Origin of the sequence: Enteractinococcus helveticum, from assembly GCF_001657475.1 — a bacterium.
Lineage (GTDB): Bacteria > Actinomycetota > Actinomycetes > Actinomycetales > Micrococcaceae > Yaniella > Yaniella helvetica.
In genome coordinates this window covers 15,160-36,656 of the sequence record NZ_LXEY01000019.1, presented here as the reverse complement: position 1 = coordinate 36,656, position 21,497 = coordinate 15,160, and the positions used below count along the sequence as shown (strand labels likewise).

The 21,497-nt window shown below is 58.2% G+C and carries 19 protein-coding genes and 1 pseudogene; 13 read left to right on the top strand and 7 right to left on the bottom strand.

Features of this window, described 5'->3' with window-relative positions; genetic code table 11:
• Positions 1-223: 223 nt before the first annotated feature.
• The 4 genes from A6F49_RS08240 (at position 224) to A6F49_RS08225 (ending at position 3,443) form a co-directional block, all read left to right on the top strand.
• Complete coding sequence (locus tag A6F49_RS08240) at positions 224-1,387, top strand: hypothetical protein (protein ID WP_150119432.1); 1,164 nt, start codon at positions 224-226, stop codon at positions 1,385-1,387.
• A 411-nt stretch (positions 1,388-1,798) separates the two neighbouring features.
• Positions 1,799-2,554, top strand: coding sequence for a ZIP family metal transporter (locus A6F49_RS08235; RefSeq protein WP_201120273.1), 756 nt, complete (start codon positions 1,799-1,801; stop codon positions 2,552-2,554).
• Positions 2,555-2,611: 57 nt separating this feature from the next.
• Positions 2,612-3,052 (top strand): RpiB/LacA/LacB family sugar-phosphate isomerase, encoded by a 441-nt coding sequence (locus tag A6F49_RS08230; protein ID WP_043058043.1) that lies wholly within the window; start codon positions 2,612-2,614, stop codon positions 3,050-3,052.
• A 124-nt stretch (positions 3,053-3,176) separates the two neighbouring features.
• Entirely contained in the window at positions 3,177-3,443 is a 267-nt protein-coding gene (locus A6F49_RS08225; protein ID WP_043058042.1) for a hypothetical protein, read from the top strand.
• 315 nt (positions 3,444-3,758) lie between these two features.
• On the opposite strand, the gene A6F49_RS18860 is transcribed toward A6F49_RS08225, so the two are convergent.
• Entirely contained in the window at positions 3,759-4,016 is a 258-nt protein-coding gene (locus A6F49_RS18860; RefSeq protein WP_043058041.1) for a hypothetical protein, read from the bottom strand.
• A gap of 30 nt (positions 4,017-4,046) precedes the next feature.
• Between A6F49_RS18860 and A6F49_RS08215 the strand changes: the two genes are divergently transcribed.
• Together A6F49_RS08215 and A6F49_RS08210 are read left to right on the top strand one after the other, a co-directional pair.
• Complete coding sequence (locus A6F49_RS08215) at positions 4,047-6,008, top strand: heavy metal translocating P-type ATPase (protein WP_043058198.1); 1,962 nt, start codon at positions 4,047-4,049, stop codon at positions 6,006-6,008.
• A gap of 42 nt (positions 6,009-6,050) precedes the next feature.
• The gene (locus A6F49_RS08210; RefSeq protein ID WP_043058197.1) at positions 6,051-6,362 is read left to right on the top strand and encodes a metal-sensitive transcriptional regulator; all 312 of its coding nucleotides are present in this window, start codon (positions 6,051-6,053) and stop codon (positions 6,360-6,362) included.
• A gap of 467 nt (positions 6,363-6,829) precedes the next feature.
• Here A6F49_RS08210 and A6F49_RS08205 read toward each other — a convergent pair whose 3' ends face one another.
• Positions 6,830-7,327, bottom strand: a complete 498-nt coding sequence (locus tag A6F49_RS08205; protein WP_150119431.1) for a hypothetical protein — start codon at positions 7,325-7,327, stop codon at positions 6,830-6,832.
• Positions 7,328-8,223: 896 nt separating this feature from the next.
• Between A6F49_RS08205 and A6F49_RS08200 the strand changes: the two genes are divergently transcribed.
• Complete coding sequence (locus A6F49_RS08200; protein WP_043058039.1) at positions 8,224-9,060, top strand: C40 family peptidase; 837 nt, start codon at positions 8,224-8,226, stop codon at positions 9,058-9,060.
• A gap of 300 nt (positions 9,061-9,360) precedes the next feature.
• Here A6F49_RS08200 and A6F49_RS08195 read toward each other — a convergent pair whose 3' ends face one another.
• Positions 9,361-9,945: a CueP family metal-binding protein gene (locus A6F49_RS08195; RefSeq protein WP_043058038.1), complete on the bottom strand. Its 585-nt coding sequence runs from the start codon at positions 9,943-9,945 to the stop codon at positions 9,361-9,363.
• A 346-nt stretch (positions 9,946-10,291) separates the two neighbouring features.
• On the opposite strand from A6F49_RS08195, the gene A6F49_RS18055 reads away from it, so the two are divergent.
• Genes A6F49_RS18055 through ccsB form a run of 3 tightly spaced genes read left to right on the top strand, consistent with a single transcriptional unit; the run spans position 10,292 to position 13,031 of the window.
• A complete protein-coding gene (locus tag A6F49_RS18055) occupies positions 10,292-10,432 on the top strand; it encodes a hypothetical protein (protein ID WP_161485795.1) in 141 nt (46 codons plus the stop codon).
• Complete coding sequence (resB, locus tag A6F49_RS08190) at positions 10,429-12,030, top strand: cytochrome c biogenesis protein ResB (protein ID WP_043058037.1); 1,602 nt, start codon at positions 10,429-10,431, stop codon at positions 12,028-12,030. Before A6F49_RS18055 ends, resB begins: the two co-directional genes overlap by 4 nt.
• Positions 12,027-13,031: a c-type cytochrome biogenesis protein CcsB gene (gene ccsB / locus A6F49_RS08185; RefSeq protein ID WP_043058036.1), complete on the top strand. Its 1,005-nt coding sequence runs from the start codon at positions 12,027-12,029 to the stop codon at positions 13,029-13,031. Before resB ends, ccsB begins: the two co-directional genes overlap by 4 nt.
• A gap of 572 nt (positions 13,032-13,603) precedes the next feature.
• On the opposite strand, the gene A6F49_RS08180 is transcribed toward ccsB, so the two are convergent.
• Both A6F49_RS08180 and A6F49_RS17315 read right to left on the bottom strand, forming a co-directional pair.
• Positions 13,604-14,947, bottom strand: coding sequence for a Dyp-type peroxidase (locus A6F49_RS08180; protein ID WP_407643835.1), 1,344 nt, complete (start codon positions 14,945-14,947; stop codon positions 13,604-13,606).
• An 18-nt stretch (positions 14,948-14,965) separates the two neighbouring features.
• Positions 14,966-15,118: a copper chaperone PCu(A)C gene (locus A6F49_RS17315; RefSeq protein WP_078103441.1), complete on the bottom strand. Its 153-nt coding sequence runs from the start codon at positions 15,116-15,118 to the stop codon at positions 14,966-14,968.
• 443 nt (positions 15,119-15,561) lie between these two features.
• Here A6F49_RS17315 and A6F49_RS08175 point away from each other — a divergent pair, with 443 nt between their 5' ends.
• The 3 genes from A6F49_RS08175 (at position 15,562) to A6F49_RS08165 (ending at position 19,368) form a co-directional block, all read left to right on the top strand.
• Positions 15,562-16,458 carry a cation diffusion facilitator family transporter gene (locus A6F49_RS08175; RefSeq protein WP_082911678.1) on the top strand — a complete coding sequence of 299 codons (897 nt, stop codon included), beginning with the start codon at positions 15,562-15,564 and terminating at the stop codon, positions 16,456-16,458.
• Positions 16,459-16,738: 280 nt separating this feature from the next.
• On the top strand, positions 16,739-17,368 hold the full coding sequence (locus tag A6F49_RS08170; RefSeq protein ID WP_235604920.1) for a copper resistance CopC family protein: 630 nt from the start codon (positions 16,739-16,741) through the stop codon (positions 17,366-17,368).
• A complete protein-coding gene (locus tag A6F49_RS08165; RefSeq protein WP_052504880.1) occupies positions 17,365-19,368 on the top strand; it encodes a bifunctional copper resistance protein CopD/cytochrome c oxidase assembly protein in 2,004 nt (667 codons plus the stop codon). Before A6F49_RS08170 ends, A6F49_RS08165 begins: the two co-directional genes overlap by 4 nt.
• 8 nt (positions 19,369-19,376) lie before the next feature.
• Here A6F49_RS08165 and A6F49_RS18430 read toward each other — a convergent pair.
• Positions 19,377-20,224 (bottom strand): annotated as a pseudogene (locus tag A6F49_RS18430) (IS481 family transposase); the annotation flags it as partial.
• A gap of 157 nt (positions 20,225-20,381) precedes the next feature.
• Positions 20,382-21,323 carry a cation diffusion facilitator family transporter gene (locus A6F49_RS08155; protein ID WP_043058033.1) on the bottom strand — a complete coding sequence of 314 codons (942 nt, stop codon included), beginning with the start codon at positions 21,321-21,323 and terminating at the stop codon, positions 20,382-20,384.
• Positions 21,324-21,497 lie beyond the last annotated feature (174 nt).

The window sequence follows — 21,497 nt, the reverse complement described above, 5'->3', positions numbered from 1 at the left end:
ACCCTTGTGCAAAACATGCCACCAGTCACTTCGCACAAAACCACGTATCTGCCCCCGCTGCCGCCAATACCGTATCACTCCCTATCTGCGCGACGAGGGTCCCATCTGCCCTCGTTGTGCGAACCAATACGATCAGGGCACATGTGCCGGCTGTAGCAACGACCAACGACCACTCCAAGGAAACTACTGCAGCATTTGCCTTGCTCCGCGGCTTCTTCGAATCTTGATCTCCGACGACCACAGCACTCCCCATCCGCGGCTGCTGGCCCTTGAACGGTACCTACTGCGCGACGAGAACAACGCCGATGCAGTCATCAGTTGGATACGACGCAGCCCAATGGCGCGCCTCGTCCATGACATGGCCACGCACCGCACACCTATTTGCTTGCGTGCGGTAGCCAAACACCCTGCCGGGGGTGCCACCGGATACCTTGCCGCCCTGCTCATGGAATCCGGTGTCGTCCCCACCGAAAACTTCGATCGGATTCGGCTCGAAGTATGGCAAGAAGAATACTTCGCGACCCTACCAAATCCCGCCAACAGATCACTGCTCAAACAATATGCGGCATGGATCGTCAACCCACGCTTTACTGAGGTCGCGCACCTCAGCACCAAGGATGAAAGTCTTCGCCACAGGGGTTCCAAAGCCCATCTCATTGCGGTGTGCGACTTCCTCGGAACACTCGATGACCTCAATCTAGATCTCGGAACTATCCCCCAGCGTATCTTCGACGATTACGTGGCCCGTCACGGACGGACTGGCAAACAGCTCACGCCCTTCATTCGCTGGGCACGAACCCGCGGCATGACACATTTACACAGCGAGTACCTGCAAAGCGATTTGGCAGATTCAACAGCTTCGGCTGCGACCAACGATCAACGCTGGGCTTGGGTAAAAGAACTCCTGGCTGCCGAGGACATCGGGTTGAGCGCGCGTGTGGCAGGGCTTCTTGCGATCATCTATGGGACAGCCCTGACCCGCGTTGTCTCGCTTCGGTGCGAAGCTGTCACCTTCGACGGGGACTCTACCTACCTATCGCTTGGCACCGAACCGATCAAGCTTCCCGACGCAGTTGGATCGCTACTGCGCCAGCTCTTGGACGTCGCACCCACCGGATTCCACGACGACAACACATGGATCTTCAAGGGCGACCGCCCCGGTCGCCATCTCACCACCGCCGCGTTGCGTCTCCCGCTCACGAAAAGAGGCATCAACATACGCGCGGCAAAAAATGTCGCACTCCTGAACCTCGCCCGAGACCTACCACCCTCGGTCTTGGCCGACCTCTTGGGAATTTCCATCGCCGCCGCGGAACGCTGGAGTACCCACAGCGCCCACGACTGGACCGACTACCCCCGTGTCCGACTGACGACAGGACCTGATTAGGCCTCAATGCCGCCAGTCCTCTCCGCACTGGCGCGCGTTCTTCCGCCTCGGCGGAGGCCTCGGAGTGTAAACAACAGTAGCGACAATGAATTCCCCGCTACTTACTCGGCACAACCTTCAACCGCCAAACGAATATGCAAGAACCGCAGGGCTTCTTCTAAACCCACCCCTTCCCATGAGATGGTCGCTGATCTTACAGATCAGCGACCATCTGCGGCTTAACGGTCCCGGATGCCTTTCGCTGCGATCTGACTTTCCTATCTCGCGGCTGACTAGCCATGACTTGATCCACGTCAAGGACAGCGATACAGATGGTTGGTAGGTTGCAACTATGGGGTCGGACCGACCTGTCCGACCCCCTCGTGACTTGCGAAAGGATCGACATGGAACTGTTCGGAATGGCCCCTGGGTATGGGCACGATTGGTCTGGTAGCCGGTGTTATCGGCGCCGTCATCGCGGCTCTTGCCACCCGTAGCCAGACGTCCACACTCACCAGCTATGTACAACACTTCGCGGCGGGTCTCATCATCGCTGCGGCGACCCTCGACCTGTTACCCGAAGCGCTGGCAATGGGTAATAACTTGTCCCTGATCATTGGCTTTGTTGTCGGTACCGCGTTCATGCTCACGCTGCGCGCACTGCTGAACCGCTTCGGTCACAGTCACTCCCCCGGCTGGGACCCTAGTCATGGCGAGCACGACCACGGTCCAGGCGATGGACATGTCCAGACCGGCGTCAACGTTCGCCTCATCACCTCACTTGCTGTCGTCGTGCTGATTGACGGCGCGATCATCGGCGTCGCGTTGGCGGCTGGCGGAGGTGCCGCCCTGCTGATCGCGATTGCACTGTCGATTGAGCTCCTCTTCGTTGCCGCCTCGACTGCCGGCTCGACGCGAGCAGGTGGTGGCTCCGTTGGCAAAGCGATCGGTGTCGGTGCCTTGGTTTCCGTCATGATGCCGATCGGTGCTGTCCTCGGTGCGCTGGTCTTCTCTGGTGTCTCTGCCCCGTGGCTCGTCGCAGGCCTCGCCTTCGGTGCGGCAGCACTACTCTTCACCGCGGTCGCCGAATTGCTCGTCGAGGCCTACGAGATCAAAGAAAGCACCGGCACGATCGCCATGGCTGCTGCAGGCTTCCTACTGTTCGTCATTCTCATGATGCTGATGTGAGTCCAGGCCGCGGATATAATCACACCGTCATCTCAATCCCATCGAAAAGGACTAGCAATGCGATTTATCATCGGAGCACCGCCCAACGGTGCGGCGCTGAAAGAGGAACTGAAATCCCAGCTCGAGGGCGACGATCGGGTGAGTACCGTCATCGACCTGTCCACCAAGGACATTACCTATCCGGAGGTGTCCTTCCAAGCGGCCCAAGTCATCGTCGAGGGGAAAGCCGATCGCGGGATACTCGTGTGCGGGACCGGTGTGGGAACCGCAATTGCCGCGAGCAAGGTCCCGGGTATTCGTGCCGCGACGGCGCACGATCTGGTGACGGTCCGTGGCTCAATCGAAAACTATAACGCCCAGATCTTGTGTATGGGTCAAAACGTTATTACGCCAACTGCGGCCAAGGCGCTCGTGGACCTGTGGCTGACCCTACGCCACGATTCAACCAGCAACTATGGGAAACTCCTGGATGAGATCGACGCGTACGAAGCACGCTGACCTGAGGACGTCAACGACTCGAGGTGACGTCTCAGGATGGTCGAGCACCACTTGACCAACGTCAAGGACAGGCGGGGGGATACCTCATAGATTGAGGGCATAACCACGGAAGAGGAGATTTCAAATGGCAAATCGCAATATTGAAAAAGCGGCACAACTGGCCCCGATCGTCGAGCGAGTCCACGGCGGACACCACCCAGAACTTACCCGAGTCCGTGAAATTACCCAGGCGCTGCACCAGGCAGATAATGCCACGAACACCCCTGCGCTCTTTCAGGAGCTACGCGCTGTGACGGATAACTATGCGATTCCCAATGACGTTTGTGAGGCCTTTGAAGCCACGTATCACGCGTTAGAACGCGCCGATAAACAGCAGCAGGCCGCTGCCTAAGACAGGGGCAGGCCTCTCACAGGATAGGGTCGCTGATCGAACTGATCGGCGACCCTCTGTCGTTTAATCGTCTCGTTCTTCTTCATCCATCGGCGCCGAGCGTTGCTGTTCGACCCAGTCTGTTTCACTGACAGTCGTAGCGTGGTCATCTAACGGCGTCAGCTGGACGATCACGCGATGATCAACGCGGTTGAACAGGCTGGGGATCAGGCGCCCCCAGCCTCAACCACCTTGTCCATGAGACGATGGACTCACGCCATCTGAACCTGGCACCTGCTTTTCGCCCAGGTCACCCCAGACACAGACCACTCTTTCTCAGCGCCTCCCTTGTTCGGAAAGGACCTTGTCATGGTTGAACGCAACCACGAACACCACCACCACGATCGATCTACGCCGCATCAGGCACACCACCGCGACGCTGCTGTCACGCACGCTGAACATGCCCATGAGGGGCACCAGCACGACCACCATCAGCATGCGCCCGGTGAGCATGGGCAGGAAGGCCACCATCATGCTGGTCACGCCGACCACGGCGGGCATGCCGGCCACGGCCACGGTGATCATGGGGATCATGTGGGCCAGTTTCGTCGGCTCTTTTGGATCATGCTGGTGCTGGGTATTCCGGTGGTCGGCTTCAACGAGATGTTCGCTGATTTGCTGGGCTATCAACTGCCTGATGCTGCATGGGTCTGGTGGGTTTCGCCCATTCTGGGTACGATCATGTACTTCTGGGGTGGGCAGCCGTTTTTGACCGGCGCCATCGATGAGATTCGAGCCCGACAACCGGGCATGATGCTGCTGATCGGATTGGCCATTACGGTGGCCTTTGCCGCCTCCTGGGGTGCGACCCTGGGCATCCTTGATCACGAGTTGAATTTCTGGTGGGAGCTGGCCCTGTTAGTGGTCATCATGTTATTGGGTCACTGGATCGAAATGCGATCTTTGGCCCAGACCACCTCGGCCCTGGACTCGTTGGCAGCACTGCTACCTGATGAGGCCGAACGCGTCGACGGCGCTGACGTCGTCACCGTATCGCCTGCTGAGCTGGTCGTTGGCGATGTGGTCATTGTTCGGCCGGGTGCTGCGGTTCCGGCCGATGGCCAAATTGTCGATGGCAGTGCCTCCATGGATGAGTCCATGGTCACCGGGGAGTCCAAAACCGTCCGGCGCACCATCGGAGAGCACGTGGTCGCCGGGACGGTGGCCACCGACTCGGGGCTGCGGGTCAAGGTCACCGCCATAGGTGATGACACCGCCCTGGCGGGGATTGAAAAGCTGGTGGCCGATGCCCAGGCGTCCTCGTCGCGGGCCCAACGGTTGGCGGATACCGCCGCGGCCTGGTTGTTCTGGTTTGCTTTGGGTGCGGCCGTGATTACCGCGATCGTCTGGTCGCTGGTGGGTAGTCCGGGTGACGCCGTGGTGCGCACCATCACCGTCTTAGTCATCGCCTGTCCCCACGCTTTAGGGCTGGCCATCCCGCTGGTGGTCTCGATCGCCACCGAACGCGCCGCCCGGGGTGGGGTACTGATTAAAGACCGGTTGGCCTTGGAATCGATGCGCACCGTGGATTCCGTGCTCTTTGATAAAACCGGCACCCTGACCAAAGGCGAACCCACCGTCACCGGTATCCACCCGGTGGGGGATCGAACCGCAGACGAGGTGCTGGCCTTGACCGCTGCCGCCGAAGCCGACAGTGAACACCCACTGGCCACCGCGATTGTGGGTGCCGCGCGATCCCGTGAGCTCACTGTCCAGGCCGCCACCGAGTTTTCGTCCTCACCGGCGGTAGGCGTCAAAGCCACCGTGGAGGGTACTGTCATCGCAGTCGGGGGACCGTACTTACTGGAAGCACATCACCAAGCCGAGTTGGCCATTGCTGACCAGTGGCGCAACGAAGGGGCCATCATCTTGCACGTACTCGCGGACAGCCAGGTCATCGGTGCGCTGCGGTTAGCCGATGAGATCCGCCCAGAATCCCGCCAGGCCGTCGATGCGCTGCATGCCAACGGGGCCCACGTCGTGATGATTACCGGTGACGCTCAAGCCGTGGCCGACACCGTGGCCGCAGAGCTGGGCATTGACCGGGTCTTTGCGGGCGTCCGTCCTGAGGATAAGGCCTCCAAAGTCCAAGCCCTCCAAAACGAAGGCAAAAAAGTTGCCATGGTCGGCGATGGAGTCAATGATGCCCCCGCCTTAGCGAAAGCCGATGTGGGCATCGCCATCGGTTCTGGCACCGATGTAGCCATCGGTTCAGCCGGGGTCATTTTGGCGTCGTCGGATCCACGCTCGGTGTTGTCGGTGTTTGAATTGTCCCGGGCAAGCTACCGGAAGATGAAACAAAACCTGTGGTGGGCTGCCGGGTACAACATCGCCGCTGTCCCGCTGGCTGCCGGGGTGCTCGCGCCCCTGGGGTTTGTCCTGCCGATGAGTGTGGGGGCCATTTTGATGTCGTTGTCAACCATGATTGTGGCTCTGAACGCCCAAACCCTGCGGCGCTTGGATCTGACCCCTCAAGCCAGTGTCGAACGATCCATAGACCGGTCCCCCGAAAAGGTGCCTGTCTAAGCAATGGACACGGTGCCACCAGATGAACAGGAAAACCCAACCATGACACACCAACCCCCTGCCGACACTACCGGTCACGGGTACATCAGTGACAAGGACCGGTATTTGGCCCGGGTCAAGCGCATTGAAGGCCAAGCCCGGGGCATCCACCGGATGATCGACGAAGAAACATACTGCATTGACATTCTCACCCAGATCAGTGCCATCACCTCCGCGTTGAATAATGTGGCGCTGAGTTTGCTCGATGATCACCTGCGCCACTGCGTGGTGGGGGCCGCTAAAACCGGTGGGCCCGAAGCCGAGGCCAAAATCACCGAAGCCTCCGAAGCCATCGCCCGGCTGGTCCGCTCCTAACACCAAGAGTGCGCCGTCACCGGCTACACGCTGGTCGTCTACAACGCTTAGCCTGAAATGAAAGGATTCCCTAACGACCGAAACGACGGATACCACCCGCGAAGGCCACCTGAATACCAGCGTCATGGCGTGTACTTCGTGTGTTGGTCGGATGGAACGTCAATTCGAACATCTCGACGGTGTCGACGCCTTGGTTAACCTGCCGCTGGATTGAACAAGATGAATTCACTAGAGTCACAAGAACGATGATTGTAACGACTGCAGCAACCACACCTACAATGGTCGACGTTATGGTGTGTGCCCGACATTTTTCTGCTGCCAATTGATTGGCGCGGGCCGGCCCTATGGTGTGTCTCGCGAACTCCGGGCTGACTTACTTTCGGCCAGTATCCTTACCAGCGCAGAAATTCGTTAAATTTTAAACGGGCCAAAGTCTACTTTTTACAATCGAATGTTCCCTGGACTAGCTACTCTTGACCGCCGAACTCAGAATGATCCTGAATCGTCGGCTCGCCAGTTTCAGGATCAAACCGGATTCCTACATGGAACCGCTCCCCATCCACGGTGGTCACTTCTGCCTCTAATAGATTGCCACGCCACTTTTGCATATAACCCCGCACCTTTTGTGGCTCAACTTTTTGAACCTGTGGGTATTTGGCGATCGTATTAGACTCCAACATATTATCTAATTGTGCTTGGGCCCCTATGCCATAGATAAGGCCGGCAGTACCGAGGAGTAATGCCGCTAGCCCGGCAATTATTTCTACTCGGACATCCAGGGGAGCATCTGGACGCTCGCCGCGTGAGTCAGTCCCCTCAAAGTGCTCAGCTTCCCCCGAGGCCCAGGCTTGTAGACGACGCCTACGCCAGGCGGCATGCGCTAAGACTGCTGCACCAATGACAGCGAAGACCAATCCCAAGCCAATGACAAGCGGTGGAGTTTGGAGGTTCAAGGGCTCAAACATACTTCTATTGTCTATGATCCCGGGCCTCAGCGCCGCTATTTGCACCCGTTTAGACTCACCGCGTAGTTCTTTCTGACATACCTAGCGGTCAAAGCGTACCTTGAGGGCTCAGAGTGTGATGTACTTGGAACTATGAAACTAGGGTGCCGGGGCTGAGATCCTGGTCATCAAGCGGCCTAGATGATGAATTCCTCTTGTTTTTAGTGGCCGTACATCTTCGCTATCACCGTTGGCGAAGTCCTCGCCGAATTTGCTGGCCACTAGCAGGCACCAAATACCAAGGCATCACCCAGGCCCGATACCGGTTCCAAAACTAACTCTGAGAATAAGAACGTTACCGATGTCTTGAGACATCACCTACTTGACAGCCCTCCAGCCCTATCTCAGGGACAAATTCTCACCGTTCAGAGATCCCATCCCCGATGAGGACTTATTCATCTAAGGCGTCTTGTTCCGCTTGGAAATCCAGTGGTTATAGTGATTCCATTGCCTGAATCACTGAGGAAAGCGTTGGATAGACAGCTGATGTTAAAGATGCCTGAGATGTCATATGCACCGTTGTGCCCTGTGTAGCCCTGGACATCACGAGCGAGTCCCTGCTTCGTGCCAGCGTGACCTGGGCGGGCGAAGATCAGACCGCCTTTATTCTTCCGAGACGCCAAATAACGATCAGATAACTTTCAGATAATCTCAGCATTTTCATAGACTTGTGACACTTCCTTGACGTTGCAACGATTTAATTCACCAGAGCGCGTCGATTGGCAATTTTTTTGAACGCTGAGGTTGTAATTTGATAACAACACTGTCAGTCTAGATAACGTTCTTATAACGGTACGTGATGTGCCAACGAATTCAGAGCCCAAAGACTTATCCATCGTCGTTTTGAGAGAAACTATATGACCTACCCAACTCGTCGCGCACGTATTGAAGCTGAAAAAGCACAGCTGCTGGCACAGCGGTCCCATCAAAGCAAACGCTTCTCGCTGGGCGTGGCAGGTTTAGCCACTGCTGCCAGCGCTACCCTATTTGGGATGGCACCTGCTAATGCTGCAATCGAAGATCCTCCAGCAGCCGCATCGTCTAACACGACCCAGTCGGCAGGCACCTACACCGTGCAGTCGGGTGATACTCTGTCTGCCATCGCACACTCCCAGGGAGTTTCCCTCAGTGCGTTGATGAGCGAAAACAACCTCTCGGGCTCGTCTATCATCTATCCGGGTGACACGCTACAACTTCCTGGTAGCGGTACTGGTTCAGCTTCAGCCACCCAGGCCAGCTCCAGTGGCTCTGCAAGCAGCCAAGGTGACCGCACCTCGGCACAGGTGACCACCTATAGCACCGCATCGGTTTCGGCTAACTCTGCTGCAGCCAGCAAGGCATTGGAGATTGTGAATTCCGGGGCGATCTACAAGTGGGGTGGCAATGGGCCCAGCGCCTATGACTGCTCCGGTTTCACCACGGCTGTCCTTGCTGCCGCAGGCAAGGAGCTGCCTCGCAACTCTGCCGCCCAGTTCAGCGGAGCCAAATCATATGTCTCCTTGAGCAACCTGCAAGCAGGTGACCTCGTGTTCTGGTCGAACAACGGCTCTGCTTCGGGTATCTACCACGTTGCGGTCTACATTGGTGACGGCAAGATTGCACAAGCTCGCAATCCACAATCCGGAATCTCGGTGAATTCGCTGTCCGAGTATTCCAAATACAACCCCCCAATGACCACCGCAGCTCGCTACTGATATGTAGGTAGTGTTTATCAAGGGGCCTACTCAGATGCCCGTCCGTACGCGTTGGGGCGGATCATCACAGCTTTTTCGTGGCGGTGAACGTGTCGTCGGTCATAATCTGGCGTCAATCGTGTCTGTGACACCGTCAATGGCTGCAGCGACCACACAACAGGCCGATACTTGTACGCTCGACAAACTCCCGAGCCTCCCCACACATGTCGAAAAGACCGGGCAACACACAGGGCAATCGCTCTCACAACGTTGCCAGTCACCTAGCACCCCGGCGGATCGGTGTGCTAGGTGACTGCGGTGTTAGGTCAGGTGCAGATCAGTGATACAGGTGGCCCCGTCATCGGTAGCAACGAACTCGGTGGTGCCGGTCATCCCGTCATAGCTGATCTCGATGGTGCCAGCGGTGTCCCGTGGTACCCAGACTCCCACAAACCCGTTGTCAAAAGTGGTGGTGTCTTCCTCCACTAACACCTCACCGGTCTCATCGACGATTTTGACGTGGACGTTTGCATTGCTCAGCTCCCCTTCACAGGTCGTCAGACTGTGGTAGTAACACTCATGGGTTTGAGTCACATACGGGGCAATGGACAGATAGGACGTATCGTCGGGCAACGACATCGCGAACGCCGTATTCGACGACGACAACGCCAAATGATCCGGCATCACCGACGCCATAAGATCGGTTGGGTGGTCTGGTAAGGCCAGACGATCCAGGTAGTCAATGACCTCCACGGTATCCATCCCTTCCAACCCGTAAGCACCCAAGAACTCCTGCTGAGGTGCTTCCAGCGGGGCAGCGGACTCTTGGACATCGTTGGTCGCACAGCCGGTCAAACCCAGCGTCAGGGCCAGCAGCGCCCCACCGAAGGTCAGTGATCGTGACAAAGATAACTCCTGGCATTTTGAGACGAAATGTTGAGGCGAAGAGCCACCGTCATTCTAAGCGTCGGCGACCACCGGCGTTGCAGGATGAAACCCCCTCAGCCCCGCCACACCGGGCAGCAGAAGCCCTCAGGCGCATGCCTGCTCGCCACCCACGAGCCGGTCCCTCTCACTGTGGGGCAGGCTCAGACTTCTCGACTAGAGGACATCTTCAGCAAAACAGGCACCAGCCTCGCCCCTAGATTATAGCCTTAGGGGGTATCCCTATATTTTTAGGGTGCACTCAATAAGTGTCAAGCTGATGAGCTGTAGACGCTGGTCATGTCGAACCGTTGGGAAGATTGCGCTCATGACGACAATAACACTGTCACGCCGCCTCACTGGCCTAGTCGCCGAGGCCGTACTAGCTGTGGGTGTGGTCTCGTGTGCCGACAGATCCCGCCATGAATCCACGTGGCTTGCCCTGCCCGAGGTGACCCTACCGACGTGACGACCACACAACATCCCAAGCAACAGCAACCCACCCTGCCATCCCTAGGCTTCCGCGGCACCTTGCGGTTCATTTGGAACCAACTGACGAGCATGCGCACCGCGTTGATGCTGCTGTTATTGTTGGCTCTGGCAGCGGTCCCTGGTTCGCTGTTCCCGCAGCGTCGCGCCGGGGAAGGCATCGTCGATACCTGGATTGAAGACAACCCCACCTTGGGTCCGATCCTAGATGCGCTGGGAATGTTTGATGTCTACACCTCACCGTGGTTTTCGGCGGTGTACCTGTTGTTGATGGTCTCGTTGGTGGGGTGTGTGTGGCCGCGCGGTCGACAACACCTCAAAAGCTTGCGCCAGCCACCGGCCCGCACGCCACGCAATCTGAACCGGCTGCCCGAATACGGGCAACTGGTGCTGGCCGCCGATGGACCCACGCCGGACCAAGCCCTGGTCGACGCCGAAAAGATCCTGAAAAAAGCCGGGTACCGCACCGAACTGCGCGACGGTTCGGTCGGGGCCGAACGCGGCTACACCCGCGAAATCGGCAACATTCTGTTCCACTTTGGTCTGCTGGGCGTCATCGTGTTCATGGGCATTGGTGGCCTGTATAAATATGAGGGCCAAAAGATCATCGTTGAAGGCGACGGCTTCACCAACAACCTAACCGCCTATGACTCCTTTACCCCCGGCACCGCGTTTTCCGCAGACCGCCTCCACCCGTTTACCATCCAGCTCGACGATTTTGAGGTCGTCTATGACCGGGATTCTGAAACACATTTCGGCCAAGCACTCGACTACACTGCGACCATGCAGGTCACCCCGGGCCCCGGGGAGGACACCTACCAAGACGCCATCAAGGTCAATGACCCGTTGACCCTTGGCGGGGTGCGGATCTTTTTGGTCGGTAATGGCTACGCCCCAAACATTACGGTCACTGACGGCAACGGGGATGTGGCCTACTCTGGACCGGTCATTGGCCAAATCCAAGACACAGGGGTCAACACCTCACAAGTCGTGTTGAAAGTCCCGGACGCCCGGCCCGAACAGCTGGGCTTTGTGGGATTGTTCTTACCAACCTCCTATACCGGCGACGACGGGGTAGCCATCTCCATTGACCCTGATGCCTACAACCCCGAGCTGATCTTGAACTCCTACTACGGGGATATTGGCCTGGACTCTGGTCTCCCACAAAGCGTGTACGTGCTCGATACCGACAACATGACCGAGTTGAACTCGCGCAACAACGACCACGGCGGGATCACCCTGGGGGTGGGCGACACCTACGAGCTGCCCGACGACATGGGTAGCATCAGCTTCGATTCCTGGGACCGTTACGTCGGGCTAGACATCCACTACAACCCATCAAAATGGGGTGTGGGCTTCTTTGCCACCCTGGCCCTGGTCGCCCTGATCATCTCGCTGTATGTGCGCCGTCGTCGTGCCTGGGTCAAAGCCACCGAACACGAGGGCCACACCGTGATCGAATACGGGCTGTTGGCCCGCGGGGAAACCTTCGGGCTGCGCGATGAGAACATTAAGCTTCGTCAGACATTTGATACCACTTGGCCGGTCATCCCGCCCACCACTTCGGAGGACTCATGACACCCGTCAATGAAACGCTGGCCTCATACAGCGAACTGTTCATGCTCATCGCATCCTTTATCTATCTGGCCGCCTTCTTACTGTTTTCCTGGGACATGGCCACCGCATCGCGATCCATCCGGAAACTCGAAGCCCAACTCCACACCCAACAAACCAGACAACTTATCGGTGCCGGGGGCCCGGCAGTCGACGCGGCGGCCGCCTCGACGACCTCCCGCCAACTCGTGTCTGACGACATGGAATACACCGACGGGGTGAAACGCCCGGCAGCCAACATCGCTGTGGCCATCATGGCCATTGCCACCCTGGCCCACGCCTTTGCCGTGGTGGCCCGCGCAGTGGCCGCCTCCCGGGCGCCGTGGGGCAATCTGTATGAATTCATGACCTCCGGTGCCCTGGTGATCTCCGTGGTCTATCTGGTGTTTTTGCTGCGCAAAGACCTACGCTTTGTCGGCACGTTTGTGTCCGGGGTGGTGTTGTTGATGATGATGGCCGCAACCATCGGGTTCCCCACCCCGGTGGGCAACGTCCAACCCGCATTACAATCCTGGTGGCTGATCAGCCACGTGTCCGTGGCCATCATTGCCACCGGGCTGTTCTCATTGACCTTTGCCATGTCGGTGCTGCAGCTGTTCAAACAGCGCGCCGAAAAAAACGACAACGTCACCGGATTCCTGCGCCTGGTGCCCTCCTCGCTGGCCTTAGAAAACTGGTCCTACCGCCTCAACGCCATCGGGTTTGTCCTGTGGACCTTCACCCTGATTGCCGGATCCATCTGGGGTGAACAGGCCTGGGGACGCTACTGGAACTGGGACGCCAAAGAAGTTTGGACCTTTATCATCTGGGTCATCTACGCCGGCTACCTCCACGCGCGTGCAACCCGCGGCTGGACCGGCACTCGATCCGCATGGTTGAACATCATTGGGTTCTTCGCCCTGGTGTTCAACTACACGATCGTCAACCTGTACTTCCCATCATTGCACTCCTACGCCGGGCTCTGAACCTGAGCTGAACCAGTGCCGACATGATGTGGCAGGTTCAGGCTTGCACCACGGGGCATGTTTCGCTGCCTCGTGCCAGGGAACCGGCTTACCACCCATGTACCTTCGCAGCGTTTCCAAGGCAGCCCGGTTCTCTATGTCTGGGCCGTGCGCGTCCTGATGGTCCCCGGCATCTGGAACAGAGAGGTCATCGAACTCCAAACATGGTTCGCCAACGAAAACACACCCCATCTCAACGCTTCTATCCTCTCGATCGCCAAAAAATTGCCGAGGAATCAACAGCGCAGCCATCCTCAGTGGCACAAATGATCCTTCGAATAACTGCAGAATATGAGCATGACAGCCAAAGCCTCACCAAAAGCGCGTGCGGAGCGCGGGTATACCCGCTGTGAGACTTTTAAACGCTCAACTTTCCAGCTACTAGCAGCCGACGACCGACATAGGACTTTCAGTTGTAAGCGCAAGGTCGCTAGTCTGTGGTGAAGCCGCGCGGCCGCAGTACCTACGATTCTAGGAGGGATGATGGCAACCGCTACACTAGAACGAATCACCAATAGTGCTCCTTGATGTTGCTAGACGAACAAAGGTTCGCCTATAAAACCATCCGCCTCGCAGCCCGGCGGGATCGCGAAAACTGCCGACCCGACCGGAATGGTCCACAGGTTCAGGTGGTCAGTTTCGGCTAATCGGTCCTGAATAGGGATGTATTGCTGGTCGACGTCACACTGGAATGCTACAAAGATCAGGCCGGACTCCGACACTCCGGTGTGACCGTGCAACTGGTTTCCCGAAGAGGTCGGTAGTTCATCATAGTTGAAACTGCGCCGGAACATGGCCTCATCTGAATCGCTTGTGCGCGCACGGCGGATATGGGAAATATCCGCGATGACCGGGAACCCGGTTGGGCCCGGGGCGTCAAAGTCTGGTTCGTCGTGTTCATATTCCCCGGTCAATGGTGCTCCTGAACCGAGTCTGCGTCCGATGACGGATTCTTGCATCGGACGATCCAGTTCGTCCCATTCATCCACGTTCATGGCGATGCGCCGGACGACCATGGAGGTGCCGTTTTCGATCCAGGGTTGCAGGCTCTTGGTACCGTTGCCGTCACCGTCACCCACACCCCAGATAACTCGTTCAGCGGTCTCCGAACCCCTCGTTGGGTTGCCGGTGCCATCGATTTGGCCAAAGAGGTTGCGCATGGTGGTGTCATCCGGATGTGATGCTCGGGCATGCGTGAAGCCGGTTTGCACCCATGCAATTGAGGCGAACGCTCGGGCATCTTTGAGTAGCATGCGTCGGGCGTGGGCGACCGAGAGCGGGTCGTCGCCTTGAATTTGGATGACCATATCGCCGCCGGTGTAGGCGGGGTCGAGCTGGTCGATGTCGTATTCGGGCAGTGGTTTGAGCCAGGACGGTTTCAACTCTGGTCGGGTGCGGTTGAACACTTCCGAACCGAAGCCAAAGGTCACGGTGAGTCGGGCGGGGGCTGCGGCGAGTTCTTCGTCGAGGTCCGCCAGTGCTCCGCGGCCCTGGGTGAGTCGGGCGGCATCATCGGTCACCAGCCGCATCATGGATGCTAATCGATCAGCGTCGGTGTCGTCATGCAGGTACAGCCCGATAAAGACACCGTGTGCTTGTAGGGGGGTGTCTACGCCGGCTTGACGGGGCCCGTAGAACGAGATGATATCCGTGCCATAGGGGTCGGATACTGTCACCTGGGTATTGGCGATGCCGGGGCTCACGGTGACGGGTTGTTGGAGATCACCGGGTGTGACGGGGGAGCCGACTGACGCCGCGGAATATCCTGCGGCAACACCGACCAGTCCCCCACCGACGATTCCCCCAGCGCCTAACAGCAATCCACGCCGTGAAACATCCAGTACAGGCTGTTTCGGAGCAGAGTTGTATTTGTTGATCACTGCGTATCGTATTCCTTAATGTGTCTGATCTTCGAAAACGTCGCCCGGCTGGATGTCTTCGGTCAGATCCATGAGCATGATGTGATCTTCCCCCGGGTCTAGCTCGTACCGCTCGTCGGCGGCAAGCGGGAAGCCACCTTCTTTCTCTTGCGTGACTCCCCTGGGCATGGCGCACGAGCTGCGCTAGACGATCTAGAGAGCGAACCGCCCACATTAAACCATCTTTCAGTGAATGCTCACCGGAGGTGAAGAACAAAAGACACTCGGTCGATATCGGAGCGTCTTGGTTCTGCGAAGAGGGCTAAACTTTATTCTTGTCAGCCATGCCGGCTGCCGTTAGTTTCAGCGGATCCAGGTGCTGATGCATACGTCCAGAATACGATCATGACCCCCCAGACTTCAACAATGAATGGTTCCTATTGCGAGTACGCTTGTTTGACATTCTTAATATGTCCGAGAATTGTGACGATGCGTCCATGAGCGTTGAAAACGTAGAGCCTTAAAATTTTTATGACAATCGCCTGGCATCGGCCTGGTCGACGTGTTTGCAGGAACTCGAATCAGGGGAATGCCCAGCGACCCACGAGGCGGACTGTGCAAGGATGCTGTGTATGAACACACCAACTGACCTCAGACGATACGCGTGGTTATCCATTGCGGCAGCCCTGGTCACCATCGGGCTCAAGACCGCTGCGTGGTATGTGACCGGTTCGGTGGGGTTGTTATCAGACGCCGCAGAGTCCGTGGTGAATCTGGTTGCTGCGGTCATGGCCTTAGCCGCGTTGACGGTGGCGGCGAAACCAGCGGATAAAAACCACCATTTTGGGCACACCAAAGCCGAATACTTTTCGGCAGCCGTTGAAGGTCTGATGATCTTTGTGGCGGCCGCGTTTATTCTCGTGAGCTCGATTGAGCGGTTCTTCAACCCGCAAGAACTCGACAATGTCGGGATTGGGCTTGGGATCTCGCTGGTGGCGGCTGCGGTGAATGGTACCGTCGCGGTGGTGCTGCTGCAGGTGGGCCGTCGACATCGGTCCATCACCCTGGTGGCCGATGGTAAACACCTTATGACCGATGTGTGGACCTCTGCAGGTGTGGTCGTGGGGGTCTTGTTAGTGGCGCTGACCGGGTGGGCGCGACTGGATGCGCTGATCGCTTTTCTGGTGGGCGTCAATATTCTGGTCACCGGGTGGCGGTTGATTATCCAATCGACAGCGGGGTTCATGGATGTCAGCCTGCCCAAAGACGACAACGACAAGATCCGGAGCATCCTGGAGTCTTTTACTAGCGATGAGGTGCAGTTTCATGCGCTGCGCACGCGGGAGGCGGGACGATTGCGGTTCATGTCGGTGCATATCCTGGTCCCGGGCCGTTGGACGGTGCAAGCAGGTCACGACCTTACCGAAAACATCTCGGATGGTATTCGAGGCGAGTATCCAGAATTGCGGGTCATCTGCCATGTGGAACCGATCGAGGACCCACGGTCCTACGAGGATGAACTGTTATGAATATGGACCAGTGGTGAAAGGCCGGTTCCCTTACACAACGTGGCGTTGACGCTTGGAGCATACGCATCGTGTAGGCAGTACCCGAAAAGAGGTCGCTGGTGTTTTCCAGCAACCTTCCGACAACTGGTGTACAGCCTGGGATGACAGGCTCATACAGTGTGATGCTCAGCCTGGCGACATGGTGTAGGCCACCAGGCCGTTGGCTGCTACATGCGGGTAGTTGGGCCATGTCACGCATCAACGGTTGGTACAGTGGAGATGCTATTCAGAGGAGAAGAATGTGAAACAACTGCTACGGGCTCCGGGGGTTTCCGGGGTCATGGGGGTGCTGGCCGTGCTGCTGGTGAGTCTGTTGGTGCCGGTGTCGTCGGCGTCGGCCCATGATGTGCTGACTGACACCAGCCCGGAGGATGGACAAAGCCTGGAGGCGATGCCCGAAACTATCGAGTTGACGTTTAGTAATCCCCCGTTGGCGATTGGCTCCGAGGTGTTGGTCCAGGATGCTGAAGGCACCGATTGGGCCACCGGCGATGTCCAGATCGTGGACAACACCGCCCAACAAGCGATCAGTGCCGATGCCCCTGCCGGGGAATACACCGTGACCTGGCGGGTGGTGTCCTCGGATTCCCACCCCATTGAGGGCGTCTTTGGTTTCACCGCCGAGGGACCTGCCGCTGTTGTCTCACCGTCGCCTACCCCCGCTGAGCAACCCTCTCCCTCGACGTCCGACGCGGTCGCCCCGTCACAGCCCGAGACTGCTGTGCCACAACAGGTCGGGCCTGAGGCTGTCGATGAGGGTGTCTCGGCGGGCTTCCTGATCATTCTCGCCGTGCTAGCCGGTGCGTTTGCAGGGATCGTTACCGTCGTGCTCGTGCTGCGCCGCCGCAAAGAAACCACCACCGATCAGTGACGCAGACAGCCACGAAACACCAGACCGCAAGGACCCTCACCTGGGTAGGGGTGGCTGTGGTGATCATCGGGCTGGCGGTGGTCAGCAGTACCGCCTACACGGGCACGGTCGCCAACCGGGACACCATGCATCCTGGGGATGTCGTCTTATGGTCGCTGCCCATCGTTTCAGCCCTCCACCATTTCGCCCTGGCCATTGTGATCGGGTGTTTGTTGTTCGCAGCGGCCGTGCTGCCGCCTCGTGTGACTCATGCTTCCGCCGCGACGACGGACGTTCCAGATGCTGCCGAGCATCCTGCGTTTCGGCGGGTCATGACGGTGGCCTCGGCGGCTGCTGTGGTGTGGGTCCTGGCCGCCGTCACGATCTTGGTGTTGACGTTTGCTGACCTGTCCGGTCAACCCTTGAGTGCTAGCGCGGACTTTGGCCAACAGCTCTTGAGTTACGTCACGGACCTAGTCGTGGGCCAAGCCAGGTCCGTGATCGTCGTGCTGGCCGTGGTGGTGGCCACGTTGACCTTCCTCGTGCGATCCTCAGCGGGCTTATGGGGGCTGGCACTGCTGTCGTTGTCGGCCACGATTCCCATTTCGTTGATTGGGCATGCTGCTGGCAGCGACGAACACTATGCCGGGGTCGGCGCACTGGTCATCCACTGGGTAGGGGTACTGGTGTGGGTCGGCGGGGTCGCCGCCTTAGCTTGCATCGCCCCCACCATCCCACCCACCGACTCCAGCAGTAGTCCCCAGTCCCCGAGTAACTTCGCCACGGTGGTGGTCCGGCGGTTTTCGGCCATCGCCTCGGTGGCCTTTGTCCTGGTGTTGGCCTCGGGGGTACTCAACTCCGTGCTGCGATTAGGCGACTGGGACGGACTGGTCACCCGGTATGGTCAGCTGATACTGCTCAAGTTCATGGCCACCTTGGTCTTAGGGGCCATCGGCTGGTTCCACCGCCAATGGAGCATCACCCGGTTGGCCACCCAGCCGGCCAACCGCACCGTATGGCGGCTGGTGGTGGCCGAGGTGTTGATCATGGCCGGCATCATCGGGGTCACCAGCACCCTCAGCCGGGCTGCCCCACCGATCCCCCAAGAGATCAAACCAGCCCTGACCCCTGCCCAGCGTTTGACCGGGTATCCCCTGCCACCCGAGCTGACCTGGGACCAGTGGTTGGCCCAATGGCGCTGGGATTGGCTGTGGATTGCGTTTATCGTCATCGCTGCAGCAGTGTATCTCCTGGGGGCGCGCCGTGCCCCGTCCTGGCCCTGGCACCGGACCGCCAGCTGGCTAACAGCCCTGGGGATACTGGTGTATGTCACCTGTGCCGCGCCCACCATTTATGGGAAAGTGTTGTTCAGCATGCACACCACCATGCTGCTCACGCTGGCGCTGATCGTGTCGGTGTTGCTCGTGTTGGGCCGCCCGATCCAGTTGGCCGCCCAGTCCGTGGCCCGACGCACCGATGGCAGCCGCGGGCTACGCGAGTGGCTGGACCTGGCCCAACCGGTCCTGGCCAAACCGGCTCTCAGTGGCACCGTGTTGATCGCGTCCCTACTGGCGTTCTACTACACCCCGGTCTTCCAACTGGCACTGCAATACTGGCTAGTACATCAGCTGACGAACCTGTATTTCCTGGTGGTGGGGTGTTGGGTGATGCACGGGCTGTTGGACCCTGGAGCCCGTCGGTTTGCACACCGCACGACGCGGATCACGGGTGCTGCGATGTTAGCTGGGCTCTTCTTGCTCTGGGCGGTCGTGTTGGTTTCTGGCATGCTGCCAGTCGTACAACCCGACTGGTTCGGTGGCATGGAACGCACCTGGGGGCCATCCCTTGCACTAGATCAGCAACTGGCCGGGATTGCGGTGCTGCTCACCGGGTTCACCCCAATCGCCCTGGTGGGCATAGCCCTGATCCTGGGCCGGCCCCCACGAGCAGCCCACGACAGGACGTCAAAACGCACGAGTGTTGGCGAATCGTCCGCTACACAGGGCAGCGCCTCAGTGTAATTCCCCGTGAGGTTGTGAACTCGTTGGGCTGGGGTGAGGCCGCCGAGGCAGATGTGGGGTCGGTGATGATTATAGTCGTGTAGCACGTCTTGTAGGTGGCTGCTCGGGCTTCGTCGCTGTAATACGTGTCAGCGTCGGCCCATTCTTGGGTTAGGGTGCGGTTGAAGCGTTCGACTTTGCTGTTGGTTTGGGGTCGGTAGGGCCGGGTGAACCGATGCTTGAGGTGCTGACCGAGGGTGGCTTTAAACAGGCGTGATCGGTAGCAGGAGCCGTTATCGGTCATCACCGCAGTGACCGTGATCCCGGTGTCAGCGAAGCATGTTTGGGCTCGTTGCCAGAATCCTGCTGCGGCTTCTTGGCGTTCATCGGCCAGGATCTCGGAGTAGGCCAATCGTGAGTAGTCATCCACGGCGTGATGCAAAAATGCGTAGCCTCACCTTTGTTGTCATAGCCATTATTTTTCTGCCAGCCACGCCGAGTTTATGGTGCCCGACACCATCAGGGATGCGTCCGAGTTTTTTGATATCCCCATGCACCAGTTGCCCTGGGGCGGACTTTTCATATCGGATGGGCTTGGGTCTGCGGATGGGTAGACCGGTGGCTTGATCCAGCCATGCCAGGCGTGGCATCCGATACCGAGACAGGACCGGCCCACCGGTGATCGGGCAATGCCTAGGTGATAACTGGTCCGATGTGCTCCCCATCGCTAAGTAAAGCGCAGGGCAAGGATTCGCCGTTCCTGTTGGACTGGCAGGCGGTTGAGTGACCGATGCGGCCACGAGGATCGATCTGACAGCGACACCCCTGCACGATACCGTGTGGCCCATTTAGGCGCCGTCGCTGGAGAGTCTTGAAAACCGTTCGGCAGCTCCTACCGCGAGTATTCACAAATTCCCGAGGAATTACACCTAAGCGCCATTGCTGAGTCAATGCGCCACCGGAACAACCCCGGTTGATTTCAACGATGATGCAGCCCGCCAGAGAGTTTGAGGGCTCGCGCTACGGGAAGTGCATTACGGGTGAAATGCGCCGTCAGGCTCCTGCGCGTGATGTCGCTGGGTCTCTAGCTGGAACGTCGCGTGGTGGATAGTCACGTCAAAATGCTCGGCGACGCATTCTTGCAATGTCGCGAGAATTTCTGGTGCGTGGCCGCTTTCGAAGCATCGATCTTCAATCACCACATGAGCGGACAGTGTGGGCAATCCCGTGGCCACCGTGGAGGCATGGAGATCATGCACGTCAAGCACATGAGGTTGTTCAAGGATATGCTCTCGGACCTTCTCCAGATCCAGCCCCTCGGGGGTAAACTCCATGAGCACTTTCACGGTGTCCCGCACCAGCAGGGCAGCCCGGGGCAAGATCAGTACGGCGATGACAAAGGCCGCAAGAGTATCGGCTCGTTGGTAGCCGGTGGTCATCATAATGATTGCTGATGCAATGACAGCCAAGGTGGTCAGCGCGTCCATGGTCACTTCAAGGAATGCGGCTTTCATATTGAAATTTGCGCCACGGCGGCTGGCCAACACAAGCATCGCGGCAACGTTGAGCGTCAAGCCGATGAGCCCAAAAATCAAGACCTGCTGACCGTCCACCTCAGGCGGGTTCTGCCAACGGTCAACACCTTCGATGAGCGCGTAGATGCCGACACCGAACAACAACAGGGCTTGGATCAAGGCAGCAATCACCTCAATGCGTCGATAACCCCATGTTCGTTTGTCGTTGGGCTGACGGAGCATGAGGATCGCAGCCACCAGCGCGACCAACAGCCCCATGGAGTCGGTCAACGAGTGCACCATATCTGTCAACAGAGCAAGACTGCCCGACAACCAGGCGCCAATCCCTTGAGCCACCACGATGCTGAAAATCAGCGAAAAGGCAATAGCTAACCTGTTTCTTACATCAGGTGCCTTTGCCACATCTTCCGCGCTCGGCCCATGATCGTGTCCAGCACCCATACTTCTGTCTCTCCTCGTCGTCATGCACAATGCCACAATGATGATCAAACGAACATATCATCGCTATATGGGTATATTATCGCCGCTTAGCGATTATATCAACGAAAGCCTGGCTCGACCCCTTGCCCAACGACATTTTCAGAGCACATAAAGAAGCGCAAGTACCAGGGGATA